At 42.2% G+C, this 15404-nt stretch carries 11 protein-coding genes and 1 other RNA gene; 5 read left to right on the forward strand and 7 right to left on the reverse strand.

The annotated features are described in order from the left end of the window. Positions 1-293: 293 nt before the first annotated feature. From HP456_RS00220 to ssrA, 4 genes are all read left to right on the forward strand, one after another. Positions 294-1040 carry an alpha/beta hydrolase gene (locus tag HP456_RS00220; RefSeq protein ID WP_172247997.1) on the forward strand — a complete coding sequence of 249 codons (747 nt, stop codon included), beginning with the start codon at positions 294-296 and terminating at the stop codon, positions 1038-1040. A gap of 27 nt (positions 1041-1067) precedes the next feature. Continuing rightward, on the forward strand, positions 1068-3395 hold the full coding sequence (gene rnr, locus HP456_RS00225; protein WP_172247998.1) for a ribonuclease R: 2328 nt from the start codon (positions 1068-1070) through the stop codon (positions 3393-3395). 350 nt (positions 3396-3745) lie between these two features. Further along, positions 3746-4216 (forward strand): SsrA-binding protein SmpB, encoded by a 471-nt coding sequence (gene smpB / locus HP456_RS00230; RefSeq protein WP_172247999.1) that lies wholly within the window; start codon positions 3746-3748, stop codon positions 4214-4216. A gap of 145 nt (positions 4217-4361) precedes the next feature. Then, positions 4362-4725, forward strand: a transfer-messenger RNA (tmRNA) gene (gene ssrA, locus HP456_RS00235). Positions 4726-5078: 353 nt separating this feature from the next. Here ssrA and mngB read toward each other — a convergent pair. The 3 genes from mngB to HP456_RS00250 all read right to left on the reverse strand — a co-directional run bounded on the left by mngB (position 5079) and on the right by HP456_RS00250 (position 10563). Continuing rightward, positions 5079-7688, reverse strand: a complete 2610-nt coding sequence (gene mngB, locus HP456_RS00240) for a mannosylglycerate hydrolase (RefSeq protein ID WP_216663121.1) — start codon at positions 7686-7688, stop codon at positions 5079-5081. 69 nt (positions 7689-7757) lie between these two features. Further along, entirely contained in the window at positions 7758-9695 is a 1938-nt protein-coding gene (gene mngA, locus HP456_RS00245) for a PTS 2-O-a-mannosyl-D-glycerate transporter subunit IIABC (RefSeq protein ID WP_172248000.1), read from the reverse strand. A 139-nt stretch (positions 9696-9834) separates the two neighbouring features. After that, positions 9835-10563 carry a MurR/RpiR family transcriptional regulator gene (locus HP456_RS00250; RefSeq protein WP_246288609.1) on the reverse strand — a complete coding sequence of 243 codons (729 nt, stop codon included), beginning with the start codon at positions 10561-10563 and terminating at the stop codon, positions 9835-9837. A 98-nt stretch (positions 10564-10661) separates the two neighbouring features. Here HP456_RS00250 and HP456_RS00255 point away from each other — a divergent pair, with 98 nt between their 5' ends. Next, entirely contained in the window at positions 10662-11801 is a 1140-nt protein-coding gene (locus HP456_RS00255) for a glycerate kinase family protein (protein ID WP_172248002.1), read from the forward strand. Between the two features lie 82 nt (positions 11802-11883). Here HP456_RS00255 and HP456_RS24910 read toward each other — a convergent pair whose 3' ends face one another. From HP456_RS24910 to HP456_RS00275, 4 genes are all read right to left on the reverse strand, one after another. Then, on the reverse strand, positions 11884-12183 hold the full coding sequence (locus HP456_RS24910; protein ID WP_246288604.1) for a hypothetical protein: 300 nt from the start codon (positions 12181-12183) through the stop codon (positions 11884-11886). Positions 12184-12641: 458 nt separating this feature from the next. Next, on the reverse strand, positions 12642-13559 hold the full coding sequence (locus HP456_RS00265; protein ID WP_172248004.1) for a F510_1955 family glycosylhydrolase: 918 nt from the start codon (positions 13557-13559) through the stop codon (positions 12642-12644). Between the two features lie 25 nt (positions 13560-13584). Continuing rightward, positions 13585-14271, reverse strand: a complete 687-nt coding sequence (locus HP456_RS00270) for a response regulator transcription factor (protein ID WP_172248005.1) — start codon at positions 14269-14271, stop codon at positions 13585-13587. After that, a partial coding sequence (locus HP456_RS00275; protein WP_172248006.1) for a sensor histidine kinase occupies positions 14268-15404 on the reverse strand: 1137 nt, incomplete at its 5' end. The genes HP456_RS00275 and HP456_RS00270, both read right to left, overlap by 4 nt.

The raw sequence follows: 15404 nt of genomic DNA on the forward strand, positions 1-15404 counted from the left end.
AAATCGATTCATAAACCATATCCAAATTTCAAAGCGAAATATTGGATTGTAATCATCATTTTTGCTAAAAATAGAGAGTAAACCATTTAAACGATTGTTTAACATGACGAGCCCTTACGTATCAAGGGATTACCGGTGTTAATCAAACGTTTGTTTAAGAAATTTAATCAACATCGCATTACATATACAATCCAGTTAAACAACTGTTTAAACCGATTAAGTCAGAAGCTTCAGGGCTTGCGGACATTTAATCAAACGTTTGTTTAAATGAATGAGAAAAGGAGTTCATATAAATGAAGACCGTTTTACCAAAACCATTTACATTTGAAGCCGGACCGAGAGCTGTTTTGCTGCTGCACGGGTTCACGGGGAATTCGGCAGATGTCAGAATGCTCGGCCGTTATTTGGAGAAGAAAGGCTATTCCTCCCACGCCCCTCATTATAAAGGTCATGGAGTTCCGCCTGAAGAATTGGTACACACCGGCCCGGAAGATTGGTGGCAGGATGTCATGAATGGATACCAGCATCTAAAGGATAAAGGCTATGAGGAAATTGCCGTTGCCGGACTTTCTTTGGGTGGGGTATTTTCCTTGAAATTGGGTTACACTGTACCTGTAAAGGGTATTGTACCGATGTGCGCGCCTATGTATATAAAAAGTGAAGAAGTCATGTATAAAGGGGTCGTGGACTACGCCCGCGAGTTTAAGAAATTTGAAGGAAAACAGGAAGATCAAATTGAAAAGGAAATAGAGGAGTTCAAGAAAACGCCAATGAACACATTGAAAGCTCTTCAGGAACTGATTGCGGATGTACGCGAAAATGTCGACATGATCTACTCGCCGACTTTTGTCGTACAGGCAAGGAATGATCATATGATCAATACTGATTCTGCCAATATCATTTACAACAATATTGAAGCAGATGAGAAGGACCTGAAATGGTATGAAGAATCCGGCCATGTGATTACACTTGATAAGGAAAAGGAACAGCTTCATGAAGATGTGTTTACTTTCTTGGAGAGATTGGATTGGACTGTTTAATGAATAGCATGATCAGGAGGGATTGTCATGGACGAAAATATTAAAGAGCATGTGGATAAACTCCTTTCCTACATGAAAGAAGAAGCATATAAGCCGCTTACGGTACAGGAGCTTGAAGAGGCTTTCGGAATCGAAGGCTCGACAAACTTCAAGGATTTCGTAAAGGCGCTTGTCGTCATGGAGGAAAAGGGTCTCGTGGTACGCACCCGCAGCAACAGGTACGGCCTGCCGGAAAAAATGAATCTAGTAAGAGGAAAGGTATCCGCCCATGCGAAAGGGTTTGCTTTCGTCATACCTGAAGAATCGGGTATGGATGATATCTTCATCCCTCCGAATGAAACGAATAATGCGATGCACGGAGATATTGTACTTGTCCGTGTTTCGTCGAACAGTTCCGGTTCCAGACGAGAAGGGACGGTCGTCCGCATCGTGGAACGGGGAGTCGATCAGATCGTCGGAACGTTTACCCAAAGCAAGCACTTCGGGTTTGTCATTCCGGATGATAAGAAGTTTGCTAGTGATATTTTCATCCCTAAGTCTGCCCAAAAGGGAGCGATTGAAGGGCATAAGGTCGTAGTGAAACTGACGGCATATCCTGAAGGACGGAAGAGTGCGGAAGGGGAAGTTGTTGAAATCCTCGGCCATAAAAATGATCCCGGTGTCGATATCCTCTCGATCATTCATAAACATGGAATTACGGTCGAGTTTCCTGAAGAAGTGATGGAACAGGCCAATAATGTTCCGGATACGATTGACGAATCGGAAATCCCGAACCGAAAGGATCTTCGCGGTCAAACCATTGTCACGATTGATGGAGCAGATGCTAAAGACCTTGATGATGCGGTAACGGTGACGAAGCTCGACAACGGCAACTACAAGCTTGGTGTACATATCGCCGACGTTACTTATTATGTAAAAGAAAGTTCTCCGATTGACGAAGAAGCTTTTGATAGAGGGACGAGTGTATACCTGGTCGACCGGGTGATCCCGATGATCCCGCACCGTTTGTCGAATGGGATCTGTTCATTGAATCCTCAGGTAGACCGACTGACGTTGTCTTGTGATATGGAAATCTCACCGGACGGGGATGTCGTAAAGCACGAAATCTTCCAAAGTGTGATCAAGACTACGGAAAGAATGACTTATTCCGATGTAAACAAAATTCTAGTCGATAAAGATGAAGAGCTTCGTAAACATTATGAGCCGCTTGTGCCGATGTTCGAGCAAATGGAAGACCTTGCTCAAATCCTTCGCACAAAAAGGATGAAACGCGGCGCCATCGACTTTGATTTTAAAGAAGCAAAAGTTCTGGTTGGTGACGAAGGTGAACCGACTGATGTCGTCCTTCGCGAACGCTCCGTTGCGGAAAAGCTGATCGAAGAATTCATGCTTGTTGCCAACGAAACGGTGGCAGAACACTTCCACTGGATGGAAGTGCCGTTCATTTACCGTATTCACGAAGACCCGAAAGAAGACAAGCTTCAGCGCTTCTTCGAGTTCATCACGAACTTCGGATTGATTGTGAAAGGAACGGCCAATTCTGTTCACCCTCGCGCCCTTCAGGAGATCATTGAAGACGTTCAGGGGAAATCAGAGGAAATGGTTGTATCCACCATGATGCTCCGTTCGATGCAGCAGGCAAAATACGATCCTGAAAGCCTGGGTCACTTCGGACTTGCGACTGAGTTCTACACCCACTTTACATCACCTATCCGCCGTTATCCTGACTTGATTGTTCACCGATTGATCAGGACGTATCTGATTGAAGGGAAGATCGATCAGTCAACACGGGAAAAATGGGGAGCGCAAATGGGCAATATCGCTCAGCATACATCCAGCCGTGAACGCCGGGCCGTAGATGCGGAGCGTGAAACCGACGAACTGAAAAAAGCAGAATACATGGAAGATAAGGTCGGGGAAGAGTACGATGGCATCATCTCTTCTGTCACAAACTTCGGTATGTTTGTCGAACTGCCAAACACCATCGAAGGGCTTGTCCATGTAAGCTACATGACTGATGATTATTACCGTTTTGACGAGCGTCATCTTGCCATGATCGGTGAGCGGACAGGAAACGTCTTCCGCATCGGTGACGAAATCACCATTCGAGTTGTCAGCGTCAACAAGGACGAACGCGCCATCGATTTTGAAATCGTCGGCATGAAAAATAACCGCAGGGAACGAAGTACTGAAGTGCGTTCATTCCGGTCGGACGGAGGAAAAGGAAAATCCTCCTCCCGTAAAAAAGAGGACGGAGAATGGTCGACAAGACCGCCAAAAAACAACAAAAAGAAAAAGAAAAACAAAAAACACTACGAAAACGCCCCAAAAAGCAAACGTAAAAAGAAGAAGTAAGATTTTTTGTTAAATGGTGATGAGTGTTAGATTTATTGAATATTGACTATGATAGAGGATTATGTTGTTTGTCAGGTCGTTCCAGCAGTTGATTGGAGTGCAAGACGAAGACTCCTGCGGGAGAAGTGGCCAATGTGAGACCCCGCAGGAGCGCAGCGACGAGGAGGCTCACAGGTCACCCGCGGAAAGCGAAGTCTTGCACGGAAATCAACTGCGGTATTCAAAGCCTATATCAATAAAGCCAGGAGCAAATGGTTTTTACCGTTGCTCCTTTCCTTTTCATACAAATCTTCACCAAAATATGAGATAATAATAAACACACTCGGCAGAAAGAGAAAAGAGGGGATCATATGCCAAAGGGAGAAGGCAAGCTCATTGCCCAAAATAAAAAAGCACGCCATGACTATGCAGTGGAAGAAACATACGAAGCGGGCCTTGTGCTGCAAGGAACCGAAATCAAAGCCATCCGTGCCGGACGAGTGAACCTGAAGGATTCTTTCGCCCGCATTAGAAACGGTGAGGTATTCGTCCACAACATGCACATCAGCCCATATGAACAAGGAAACCGGTACAACCATGAGCCGCTGAGAACACGTAAGCTTTTGCTTCACCGCAAGCAAATCAACAAACTAATCGGGGAATCCAAAGAAGCAGGCTACTCTATCGTTCCGCTGAAGCTTTATATCAAAAATGGTGTAGCGAAGCTGCTGATCGGACTTGCGAGAGGTAAGAAGAAGTTTGATAAACGTGAAGACTTGAAGCGCAAGGAAGCAAATCGATCCATCCAGAGAGAACTGGCCCACAGACAAAAAGGGATGTAAGCATACTGGTTTCCGGAATCTTACAATTGCATTTTGCTGTAGATTTGTTATAATTGTATATGTCGCGAGGTAATCAAGCGGCTGTAAGAACAATTGAATAAGTGACCAACTGGACTTATTCTTCCCGTTCTTCCCTTTCTATCATGGGGACGTTACGGATTCGACAGGGATAGTTCGAGCTTAGGTCGCGAGCCGTAGGGATCGTCTACGTTAAAACGTCAAAGCCAATAATAACTGGCAAAACTAACAATAACCTAGCTTTAGCTGCGTAATAGCGCTTTAGCTGTTCCTCCCTCCATCGCCTATGTGGTAGGGTAAGGGACTCACTCTTAGTAGGCTACGCCGGAGTCCACCGTCTGAGGACAAAGGAAGAGATCAATCAGACTAGCTGCACGGACGCCCGTCGATAGGCAGAAGCTGCAGTGAACTTGCGAATATATCGACTACGCTCGTAGACGCTTAAGTGGCGATGTTTCTGGACGTGGGTTCGATTCCCACCGTCTCCACCAAATACATATTTGGTGGTTTTTATTTTGTTCTGATTTAAACCATAAATTTCTCATTTTGGAAAGCTTCCAACGACAAATATATTAGTAAAGCCATGCTCTTGAATTAGCAAGAACATGGCTTTTTTTATTGCAACACTATTCATAAGCACTTAACTCAATCCCTATAAATCTATTTGAATTTATCTTAGCTCTCAGGATAATCGAGTCCTGGTTTATGGAATCAAGTGGATTACGAATTCCATGATTCCTGCCAATAGGCAGGTTAAAAATATCAAAAGGGTAATAACGTTATAATGTAAAACAAGCCTATCCCATAAGAGGATAGGCTTGTTCGGGCAGGGAATATATGTTTTCTAGAATAGTACCGTTTTTACTTGGTTGGATTTGATTGGTACGTTAAACTGATTGTTTTCTGGATGTACTGGAGCAATAGTCTTTTCGTTCAGGTTCCCTTCTTGTATTTGATCGATTGAAGGGTTTATTTTGTACGAAGCATTGCTTTCTGTTTCTGTTGCGTTAAAAAATCTCAGCACGAAGCGATCTTCTTTTTCTGCTTTTTTCAAGACACTGAGAACTGTGTTGTTTCTTGTTTCTTGAAGGAAACTGAAGCTTAATGGTGTTCTCACATCTTCTGCATTCAGCCTCATTGCATTATGAGGGATCTTATTATACGTCTGAATGGCAGTGTTATATTCTTTTGCTATTCTACCGATATTTGCTGCTGTGGTGGTGCCTTTATGCGTTGTAATCGCAAACTCGAGCATTAGCTTGCCAAGCATTTGGGAGTCCGGAGTAGGCAGCTTAATGCCGGATGGGCGCCCTGGTCTTCTCAGCATTTCTTCTTTTCCTAATACACCAACGCTCCGGAACAGGGTAATCGCAATCGTATCATAATTGTCTCCAATGATTTCATATTCCCTTGAACTATTGGTTAGTACGCTAACGCCATGTTGATCGTCTGACAAGCCAACAAAGGAGAGCATTGGATAAATGGAATCTGGACGCTCATCCCAGTCTTCTTCCTTCCAGTAATCCATTGCAGAGTCATACACATCGCGCTTGATGAAACCGAATTGATTATCTGAAACCGAGAAGGAGGAGGCAATGCCTGTTGGAATCAAGGTGCGCAGACGGTGATCCTTCGCTTGGTTATCAATCTCTGCCTCAACTTTAATGATTGGCTGGTTCATTGGAATATTGATCTTCCAATGAACGTCGACAAAACGGTTGATTTGATTGTTTTTACGGTTTTCTAAATTCCCAGGTACATCAAGCTTTAACTGGATGTCTATTTGTGCTTCGTACCCATTTTGCCGCACAGTAAATTCCGTATCTGCATGGTCACTATAGATAAGCGTTTCATTTGGCAGTGGTGAGAAGTCGTATTCGTCACCATCGTCACCGCCATTTTCCAGAAGGAGAACGTTGTTAAATTCCTTTTCAAGCTGTTTATCATACATTTTCAATGTTCCATTTGGATTTACAGAAACAGTATAATAGTCGGTTTCGACCGTTTCATTATCAACATACGTATGGTTCATCGGGCTTTCTGCGTTCACCACAAAGTAAGTGTTATATCCCATTGCGGGAATCGAGTCTTTCAGTTGAATAGTGTATTGGTAAAATGGATCATAATTTCCGTAATGGACAATTTGACGGTCAATCAAACCTGGGTCCATAATTTCCTTTGACAATACTTCAAAAGGAATCGTTTTTCCCTCATGATCTTCAAGTGTAAAGGAATCAAGCTTTGTGATGACTTTTACAGTGACCGCATCTTCCCTTTCATAAGGAAGCAGATTAAATGCTGTTAAACGATCTTCTTCGCGGTCAGTAGCAATCGAATCCGTGATCTTTCGCTTGTAAAATTCAATAAGTTGATCGGTTTTTTCTTCTGCAAGGAAGAAGCGGTTCATGATTTCACGATGAACTTTATCTGAGCAGCAGCAGCCGATGCTGTCATGGGCATGGTTTTTCATGATTTCTTTCCAAATCAATTCAATTAATCCATGATGATACTCGAAGCCCAAGTAATACGCAATCGAGGCTAATGGCTCAAGGATATTGGTAATTTTATTTTCAATGCGTGTGTTGGCAGCTTTGATATCCATCCGGGTAGAATAGATGCTTCGGTGAACACGCATGTATTTTCCATCTAAAAATTCTCCTTGAATCGTTGGTAATGCTTCATTCTTTTCTAATTCGTCAAATATGTTTTCATACTTACTTAAGAAAAACTCGCGATCTGGATATAAACGCTTCAGCTTTTCCATAATGGTGAAGATATTCTTCTGAATTGGCATTTGATCATGGCCGTTCGGAAGGACAATGTTCTCCGTCGTCGCTCCACGGTCTAGAACCGTAAAGTATTTATTGATCCGCTCTTGTAATTTTTCCTCATCCTCGGGAAGGTATTTACCGATGGCATAACCAAGAGGGAAAAGTTGAACCAGCACCTTTGAGCCGTCATCGCTTTCCCAGTGAAATTCTGTTTTATCCGTACCATGCCGCTCAGAGGTACCGCGCCAGAAAATGGAGTATTTAATATCAAATCCATTTAAGATTTGCGGCATTTGCGAAGACTGCCCAAAGGAATCAGGCAGGTAACCGATTTTCATGGGTGACCCGAATTCTTCGCTGTCTTTTAATCCATAAAGAAGGTTTCGTACAATCGATTCTGCACCAACGACCATTTCATCTGTTTGTGTGTACCAAGGACCAATGATCAATTTCCCTTCTTGAACCAATTTTTTCACGCGTGCTTTATTCTCAGGTTTGACCGCAAAATAATCTTCAAGGATGGAGGTTTGTCCATCTAATACATAGTATGGATAATCTGGATTGGTTTCTAACATCTCCATTATTTCTTCCATGTTGTTAACGAGTAGAATTCTTGATTCTTCTGTTGAAAAATACCATTCTCTATCCCAATGCATATGGGGTACTATATGAACCTTTTTCATGATTTCCTCCAATATTAAGTACCTGGAGAGTCGCTCCAGGTACTATATTTTTTTGTTGAAGCAGAGCTGTTATGCCGCGTTTTGTGAAACTCTGCCTTCTTTTTTCAATTTGCTCCTTCTGGTCGCAATTAATAGAAGCATCGAAATAAGTGCTCCAAGTAGTGCAGCTCCAAACCAAATGCTTGCTGCGAAAACAATCGGCTGCCCCTCGACTAAAGCTAAGGAGAAAATACCTGCTCCCGGTACGTTTAACCCAATGTTAAAGTAAGCAACGATTGCTCCTGTTACAGCAGAACCGGCAACGAGGGAAGGAATGACACGCAATGGGTCATTAATCATAAATGGAATCGCACCTTCAGTGATACCCGCAAGACCGAGAAGCCATGTTTGTTTACCGATTTCTTGCTCTTGTTTAGTAAAGTATTTTTTACCTGCGATGGTTGCCGCCGTTACACCGAAGGCGGAAACCATTTTAACGGAAGCGAAAGCTGCGTAAGGGACAATATTCCCACTTGCCATCGCACCGATACAGAATGTGTAAGCGGCTTTGTTAACTGGTCCTCCTAAGTCAAAGGAAACCATGGCACCAATAATGGCCCCTAATAGAATGGCGTTCGTACCCGAGAGACCATCCAGCCAGCTAATTAAACCTTCGTTCAACCAGGCAAGTGGTTCCCCGACGACAAATAGCATAATCGAACCGACAACGAGTGTTCCGACAACCGGGTAAACCCAGAAACTAATAAACCCTGCAAAGGTACCTTTTGGCTGAATCGTTCTCTTTAAATATTTTAAGAAGAAACCGGCGAGGAAACCACCGAGCATCCCGCCAAGGAATCCACTGCCAATCAGATTGGCGGCCACCCCAGCTGCAAAACCAGGTCCCAGAGCTGGTTTGTCGGCAATCGAGTACGCCATATAGGCAGCTAAAATTGGGATCATCAGTTGTCCAAGAAGCCCGCCGCCCAGCTGTCTTAGTAACCATAGCCAGGAACCTTCTTCAGCATAAACATCTTGAAGACCAAACGCTTGCGAGATTAGTACGGCTGCTGCCAAGGTCATCCCGCCAGCAACGATAACCGGGATAATATAAGAGATACCTGTCAGGATCGAATCTTTGATTTCAGTTTTAAATGACTTTTCGTCTTGCTCTTCATCAGAAGAGGCACCTGACTGGGCCGGGTTGTACTCTTTTTTTGGAGTCTTCTCCGCCTTATCGAGTGCTTGTTGCAGCAAGTCTTGTGCATTCCGTAATGGAGCTGCTACGGATGTTTTCACCTTAGGCAAGTGTGTAAACCGTTCTTCTTCTTTAACCGCTACATCATTGGCATATATGACGGCATCAGCTTTTTTGAGAAGATTGGTTGTATGGCGATCTTCGATTCCGTTTGCTCCTTGTTTTTCAACAAAGACATCCACACCCATTTCATTTCCAGCTTTGATTAATGCTTCAGCAGCCATATAAGTATGAGCAATTCCAGCTGGACAAGCAGTAACCGCTAACACCGTTTTGTTTAATCTCTTTTTCGCGACATTTTCTTCTGTTCTTTCTGTATTATCGAGCCGCTCGAATAATTCTGTATTGGTTTTCGCGTTTAATAATCCATTTTTATACGATTCATCGGATAACCGCGTTACAAATTCCGAAAGTAAGCTCAAGTGAGTGGAGCCTGCTTCTGTTTCTGGAATAGCAAGTAAAATGACGAGCTGAACCTGATTATTTGGATCAATGCTTTCCCAGTCGGTTAAAGGATCTTCCAACGTGGCAATCGCAAAAGCTGCATCTTTGACGGCTGTTGACTTTCCGTGTGGAATCGCAAGACCACCCTCAAATCCTGTTGGAGACAGCTTTTCTCTATCTAATACAGCTTGATGAAATTCATCCTTATTGGTTAGTTTTCCTGCATCACCAAGCTGATTGACTAAATACTGGATGGCTTCTTGTTTTGATTGAAACGTTTTTCCAGTACTGACTAGGCTTGGTGAGGTAAGGGTTTGAAGTTGCATGAAGTGTTACCTCCTAATGGTTGAAAGTGCTTTCATCTACAAATACATCCTAACAAAAAAAAAATAAGAAGCCAGATTCTTCTTATTTTTACACCATTGATATTTGATTAGCCGGTTTCACGTGTATTTTTACACATTTTTAATAGTGGTTCCAGTAAATTTGGGATAATGTCTGCAGAACAATCATCGCCGGCGTACGGTCGGTAATATTGTATCCATTCTTTTCTTTTTTTGGAGCATAACAATATAGGTTAATAGACGCCAATTTTTGAAGAGAATTCCTGCTAAAGTGCGTTAAAGAGATAATTGGTATGTTTCTTTGTACTGCTTTTTCTGCCAATTCCAGGACTTGGGGTGTTTCACCTGATAAGCTGATTAAAAAAAGAACATCCTGTTTATTCATTTCTTCAATCATATGAAGCATTTCATGACGATGAATGGAATATTCGGAGGACTTGCCAACTACACGTAAATGACGAACCATCATTCTGCAGAAATCAGCCGTATCGCCAACAGCATAGAAGAGGACATGCTTTGCATCCTGAAGCATTTTGGCGGTGGTTTCTATTTGTTCCATGTCCAAGAGTTCGAATGTTTTCTGGATAAAGTAATTAGAGCTATCCTTTTTCTCTCCATCGGTGGAATCAAGCTCATCTTTAATCCTGTTCTTGAGATGAGAGAACCCGTCATACCCCAGCTTTTTTGAAAGTCTTGTAATGGTATTTGGAACTGTATAGAGGGTTGCGGCTAAACTCTGAATCGATTTCGTTACAAAGTCTTGTTTATTATTTAATATGTATTCCACCACTTGGTCGTCTGTATCATTTAATTTATATTCGTATTTATGAATACGTTCTTCAAAACGCATATTTTTCACCCCGATCATTTCCTTTCTTTTTTATTATAGCAAATTGAAGCAATTACACTAGGAACTGACGGAGGATTGTTTGCACAGGAGGGATTATTATGAACATTTTAATTGCAATGGATTCACTGAAAGGGAGTCTTTCATCAGTAGAAGCAAATAAGGCGGTGGCGGAAGGGTTCGTACAGGTGGATTCTAATTGGACCATTCAGACTGTTCCGGTTGCCGATGGCGGGGAAGGTACCGTGGAGGCACTCGTCAATGCGACGGACGGTGAATTTATCGAAGCAATTGTGACAGGGCCTCTGGGTAAGCCTGTTCAGTCAACTTACGGGATTTTGGGAAATAAGGTGACAGCTGTTATTGAAGTGGCGGAAGCGTGCGGTTTGCCATTATTAACAAAGGAACAACTCAACCCTCTAAACACAAACACCTATGGCGTGGGGGAACTAATCATAGACGCCCTGGAAAAAGGATGTAGTGAATTTATCATTGGGCTTGGTGGAAGCGCTACAAATGATGCCGGGGTTGGGATGCTTCAAGCATTGGGATATCAATTTTTCACTCATGATGGAGCGCTTATAGGCTTCGGGGGGTCAGAACTTAAATCCATCGCTAAAGTGGATGCCCGTAATGTATCCGATAGGGTAAAAGCGGCTAATTTCCAGGTTGCTTGTGATGTAAACAATCCCCTCTATGGACCGGACGGTGCGGCATTTATCTATGGTCCTCAAAAGGGGGCGACACTTGATATGGTTGAAGAGCTTGACAATGGGTTGAGACATTTTGCAGATGTCACGTTGGAGCAGTCCGGGATTGATTTGCAGCAGATTTCTGGAGCGGGAGCAGCGGGTGGGTTAGGCGCTGCTTTTGCGGGATTCTTGAATGGTGAGCTGGAATCTGGTGCTGAGTTGGTTCTTGAACAGACCCGGTTGGAGAAGAAGCTTAAGGGAGTTGATTTCGTTATTACAGGGGAAGGGAAGCTGGATGGACAAACTTCAATGGGAAAAGCTCCAGCTGGAATTGCTCGTGCGGCATCAAAGCTCAGCATCCCCGTCATTGCAATAGCTGGAGATATTTCTGAGGGCAGCCCCTCTCTTTATGAATCTGGAATTACCGCTTATTTTACGATTGTAAGTGGGCCGATTCCTTTAGAGGAAGCGATGAGTCCGGAAGTTACACTGAAAAATCTAAGGAGAACTGCTGAGCAGATTGGAAGGCTTTGGTGCGCCGCTAAATGAAGTATTGGAGTGTTGCCGGGCAAGCTGGTACACTCAAGGAGTACATTAGTTTGCGGGAGAAGAAAGTGCCCGGCATAGATATTTATTTGTGAATCGATGGATCAGGGTTTTCTGATGGACCTGGCTTTTCGAAACGGTTTTGAAAAGCGTAATTGATTAGGGAAAGCGAATAGCAAATGATAAATAATGTTGTAGGTGTGTATCTTTTTAACTTATAGTGACCAATTTTTTGGAAAAATGGATTTAAGAGATACGCAAATATACCATCAATAATTAAATTGCAAAAAGCATATAATGTAAATTTTTTATAAGTAAAATGGAATACCCATAAATTTATTGTGAAAAAAGGGCCAAATATAAAGGCTAATGCGTCAAAGACCATATACTTATATCCACCTTTTACTTGCCACCATTTAAAAATAGGGTTTATAAGAGTCTGTATTAACATGATCGATGAGCAAAATAGAGTCACTGGAAAGAATCTTTTAAAGGATTGTTTAGGCAGGAAAAAGATAATAATTGTCCATAAAACAATGGCATTAAATATTCTGAAAAAGTTCACCAACAAATTTATCACACCTCCAGTTTATCTTAGGATGTGAATTTAAATCGATACTATTCAACACATTCGGCTGAGTCAGCAGCAACTTCGCATTAAGCAGTTAGTTGTGCAGCATCTCCAATCAACAGCTGAAACTGGCTCCATACGAAACGATTGCTCTAAATAAAAAATCCGGACTAACTAGAATTCTAATCAGTCCGGGTTTTTTAGATTATAACTTTTTTGTTCCAGTATGTTTTATGCATTTTATTTCCTTTATCAGTTCATTTAATGTTGTATTATTGAGGTATTCCACGATCCATAATTTCCGTCCAATTGTTTCCATTGTCTTTTGTACGGTAGATATCATTCTTATAAGTCACAAAGGTCAATTCCGACTGATCATTAGGATTATAAGCAATGAACATGATCGGGTTATCTGCTTTTATCGGAGGCAATTGATATTCTCTTTCTTCAAGTGTTTCGAGGTTGAACTTGACCAGATTGATTCCCCCGCCATCTACACTGGAGTATATTCCGGTCTTGTCATTCAAAAGGATACTTGTAGTCGGTTTGCCTTGATTTATTGGAGAGAAAGTATCCCCTCCATCTTCAGAAAGGAATGCTCCATCCTGGCTGCTGATTGCAGCAACATTTTTATTGGTCGGGTGGACGGCCAATCCTCCGATCCTATCCGGATAAATTCCTTCCATCTTTTTCTTCTCCCAATTCTCACCTTCGTCACTTGAAGAATAAAGTCCAGTGTCCAATTGTGAATTAGACTCTTGATTGAAGACCAGTAGTTGGCCGGATTGATAACCGGCAGAAAGATAATGAAAATCAGTTTTCCCATAAAAAGCGAGTTTATTAATTGTCTTCCCATCATCAGTGCTCTTGATAAGTCCCAATGGATTCTTCAAGTCTGAACCGTTCTCCGGATGACCGCTTGAATAAAAGCCATCTTTATATGAAGAGAAGCCCATGTAATCATGTTTATTGCTGTTTGCTTCAGTCCATTTGCTATCTTCGAATTTAAAAAGTCCGTTGTGGGAGGCAATGAAAAAAGCATCGCTATGCTCAGGATAGCCTGCACCATGTAAATGTTCGACATTCTCTGATTCAGGGGCGATGAACTTATAGTCTTCTTCGGAAGAAGAACATCCCGTCATGAATAGTCCTGTTACAAATAAAATACCGATCGTTTTTTTGAATTTCATATGTATTCTCCTGCTTTCATTATGGTTATACTTTCCACTGATAACCAATGCCCCATATGGTGGATAAATGATTTTCTATGGGAAACTGAGCTGCTTTCAATTTATCCCGAAGGTTACGGATATGAGAATCAACCGTGCGTATCTCAGTGTCCGAAGCATTATCCCATATCATCAATAGAAGCTGCTGACGAGTATACACCCGTTCAGGTTTTTTCATTAAGGCTTCAAGTAATTTAAATTCTTTCAGGGTAAGGTTGATCTGTTTTTCGTTGTGATTTAAGGAATAGGACTGATAATCCAATTGGAAATCACCTCTGATCAAGAGGTGTGAGTCTGCAATTTGGAATTCGTTTTTATGCCTTCTTAAAGCGGCTTTGATTTTTGCCAGAAGCACTTCTTCGTCAAATGGTTTGGTAAGATAATCATCCGCCCCCAGCTCAAGGCCATTGATGAGATCTGCTTTTGTATCTCTTGCGGTAAGCATGATGATTGGAATCGACGAGAATTTCCTGATCTTTTCACATGCTTCCCACCCTGACATCTCAGGCATCATGATGTCGAGCAGCAACAAATCAACGTCTTTCTTTTTCAGGTGCTGAATGGCTTCATGTCCATTATTGATTTTCGTGCAGGAAAAGCCGTTCGGTTTAAGAAAAAGTTCAATCAGGTTCAGCATTCTTGCTTCATCATCCACGATCAGAATGTTTGTCATGTGGCGTTCTCCTTAATCGGAATATGTATTTGTACAGTCGTACCTTTTCCGGATGTACTTCTTACGGTGATTTCTCCTTTGTGCGCTTCGACCAATTCTTTTACGATTGATAACCCAAGTCCCGATCCGCCAAGCTCTCTTGTTCGCGACTTTTCTACCCGGTACAAGCGGTTAAAGATGTTAGGAAGAGAGGTTTGATCAATACCGAATCCTTCGTCCACCAGGGTGAATGTGACATTTTTTGAATCAGGGATTGCAGTCAGAGTCACGGTCGTCTCCTCTAGTGAATACTTTCTAGCATTATCAAGCAGGTTAAGAAGGATTTGTTCCAATCGAATCGGATCCGCATGAATAATCCGATTCGTATCACACTTAACATGTAATCTCATTTTTTTATTCAGAAAGGCGGGATTCACTTTTGAATATAATCTGTTTAGAAAAGGGCAAAGTTCAAATGATTCTTTTGAAATTGTAAATGTATTTTCATCAAGCTTTGCAAGCTCAAACAGATTTTCTACCAGTTTTACAATGGTTTCGGTTTCTTCCTCAATGATTTGAAGGTATTTTGTTCTCTCTTGTTCTGCAATCCCTTCCCTGCGTGCAACCGTTGTGTATCCTTGAACATAAGTCAGAGGAGTTCTCAGTTCATGGGAAATGTTGGCGAGGAACTCGGCCCGCTCTGCCTTTATGGTTTCTAAATCGTCCGATAACTTCTGGATTGCGCTGGATAATTGTCCGAGCTCGTCATTTCCAGCTCTCGGGAGCCGCACGTTAAAAACTCCATTGCTGATTTTCTCGGTGGCCGTCTTCATTTTAACGAGCGGTCTGGTTAAAAGTTTTGAAAGAATAAAATGAATGAATACCATTAAGATTAAACTGAGCACTCCCGCAATCAGAAAGTGAGAGTTCAACTCACTAATCAATGCTCTTAAAGATCCTGTGTTTTTAAACATATAAATATATCCAGCCTGACTGTCTGAATGAAAGGAAGAGACAGTTGCTATATAATCGTTCTTTCGGTAATTATCCTCTAAAATACGGCTGTTCGGATAAAAAGATGAATTCAATGATGTTTTATCGATTATTTGTTCCATTTCAGGAAGAATTCTGTCAGAGGCAATGATCGGCTCCAT

The sequence above is a fragment of the Bacillus haikouensis genome (assembly GCF_013179555.1).
GTDB classification, from domain to species: Bacteria; Bacillota; Bacilli; order Bacillales; family Bacillaceae_B; genus Rossellomorea; species Rossellomorea haikouensis_A.

What these genes read in the sequence shown, in the direction of transcription:
- HP456_RS00265 (WP_172248004.1), bottom strand. Translation starts at nt 13,559, where the DNA reads ATGAAATTCAAAAAAACGATCGGTATTTTATTTGTAACAGGACTATTC.
- smpB (WP_172247999.1), top strand. Translation starts at nt 3,746, where the DNA reads ATGCCAAAGGGAGAAGGCAAGCTCATTGCCCAAAATAAAAAAGCACGC.
- HP456_RS00270 (WP_172248005.1), bottom strand. Translation starts at nt 14,271, where the DNA reads ATGACAAACATTCTGATCGTGGATGATGAAGCAAGAATGCTGAACCTG.
- HP456_RS00255 (WP_172248002.1), top strand. Translation starts at nt 10,662, where the DNA reads ATGAACATTTTAATTGCAATGGATTCACTGAAAGGGAGTCTTTCATCA.
- mngB (WP_216663121.1), bottom strand. Translation starts at nt 7,688, where the DNA reads ATGAAAAAGGTTCATATAGTACCCCATATGCATTGGGATAGAGAATGG.
- HP456_RS00220 (WP_172247997.1), top strand. Translation starts at nt 294, where the DNA reads ATGAAGACCGTTTTACCAAAACCATTTACATTTGAAGCCGGACCGAGA.
- HP456_RS24910 (WP_246288604.1), bottom strand. Translation starts at nt 12,183, where the DNA reads ATGGTCTTTGACGCATTAGCCTTTATATTTGGCCCTTTTTTCACAATA.
- mngA (WP_172248000.1), bottom strand. Translation starts at nt 9,695, where the DNA reads ATGCAACTTCAAACCCTTACCTCACCAAGCCTAGTCAGTACTGGAAAA.
- HP456_RS00250 (WP_246288609.1), bottom strand. Translation starts at nt 10,563, where the DNA reads ATGCGTTTTGAAGAACGTATTCATAAATACGAATATAAATTAAATGAT.
- rnr (WP_172247998.1), top strand. Translation starts at nt 1,068, where the DNA reads ATGGACGAAAATATTAAAGAGCATGTGGATAAACTCCTTTCCTACATG.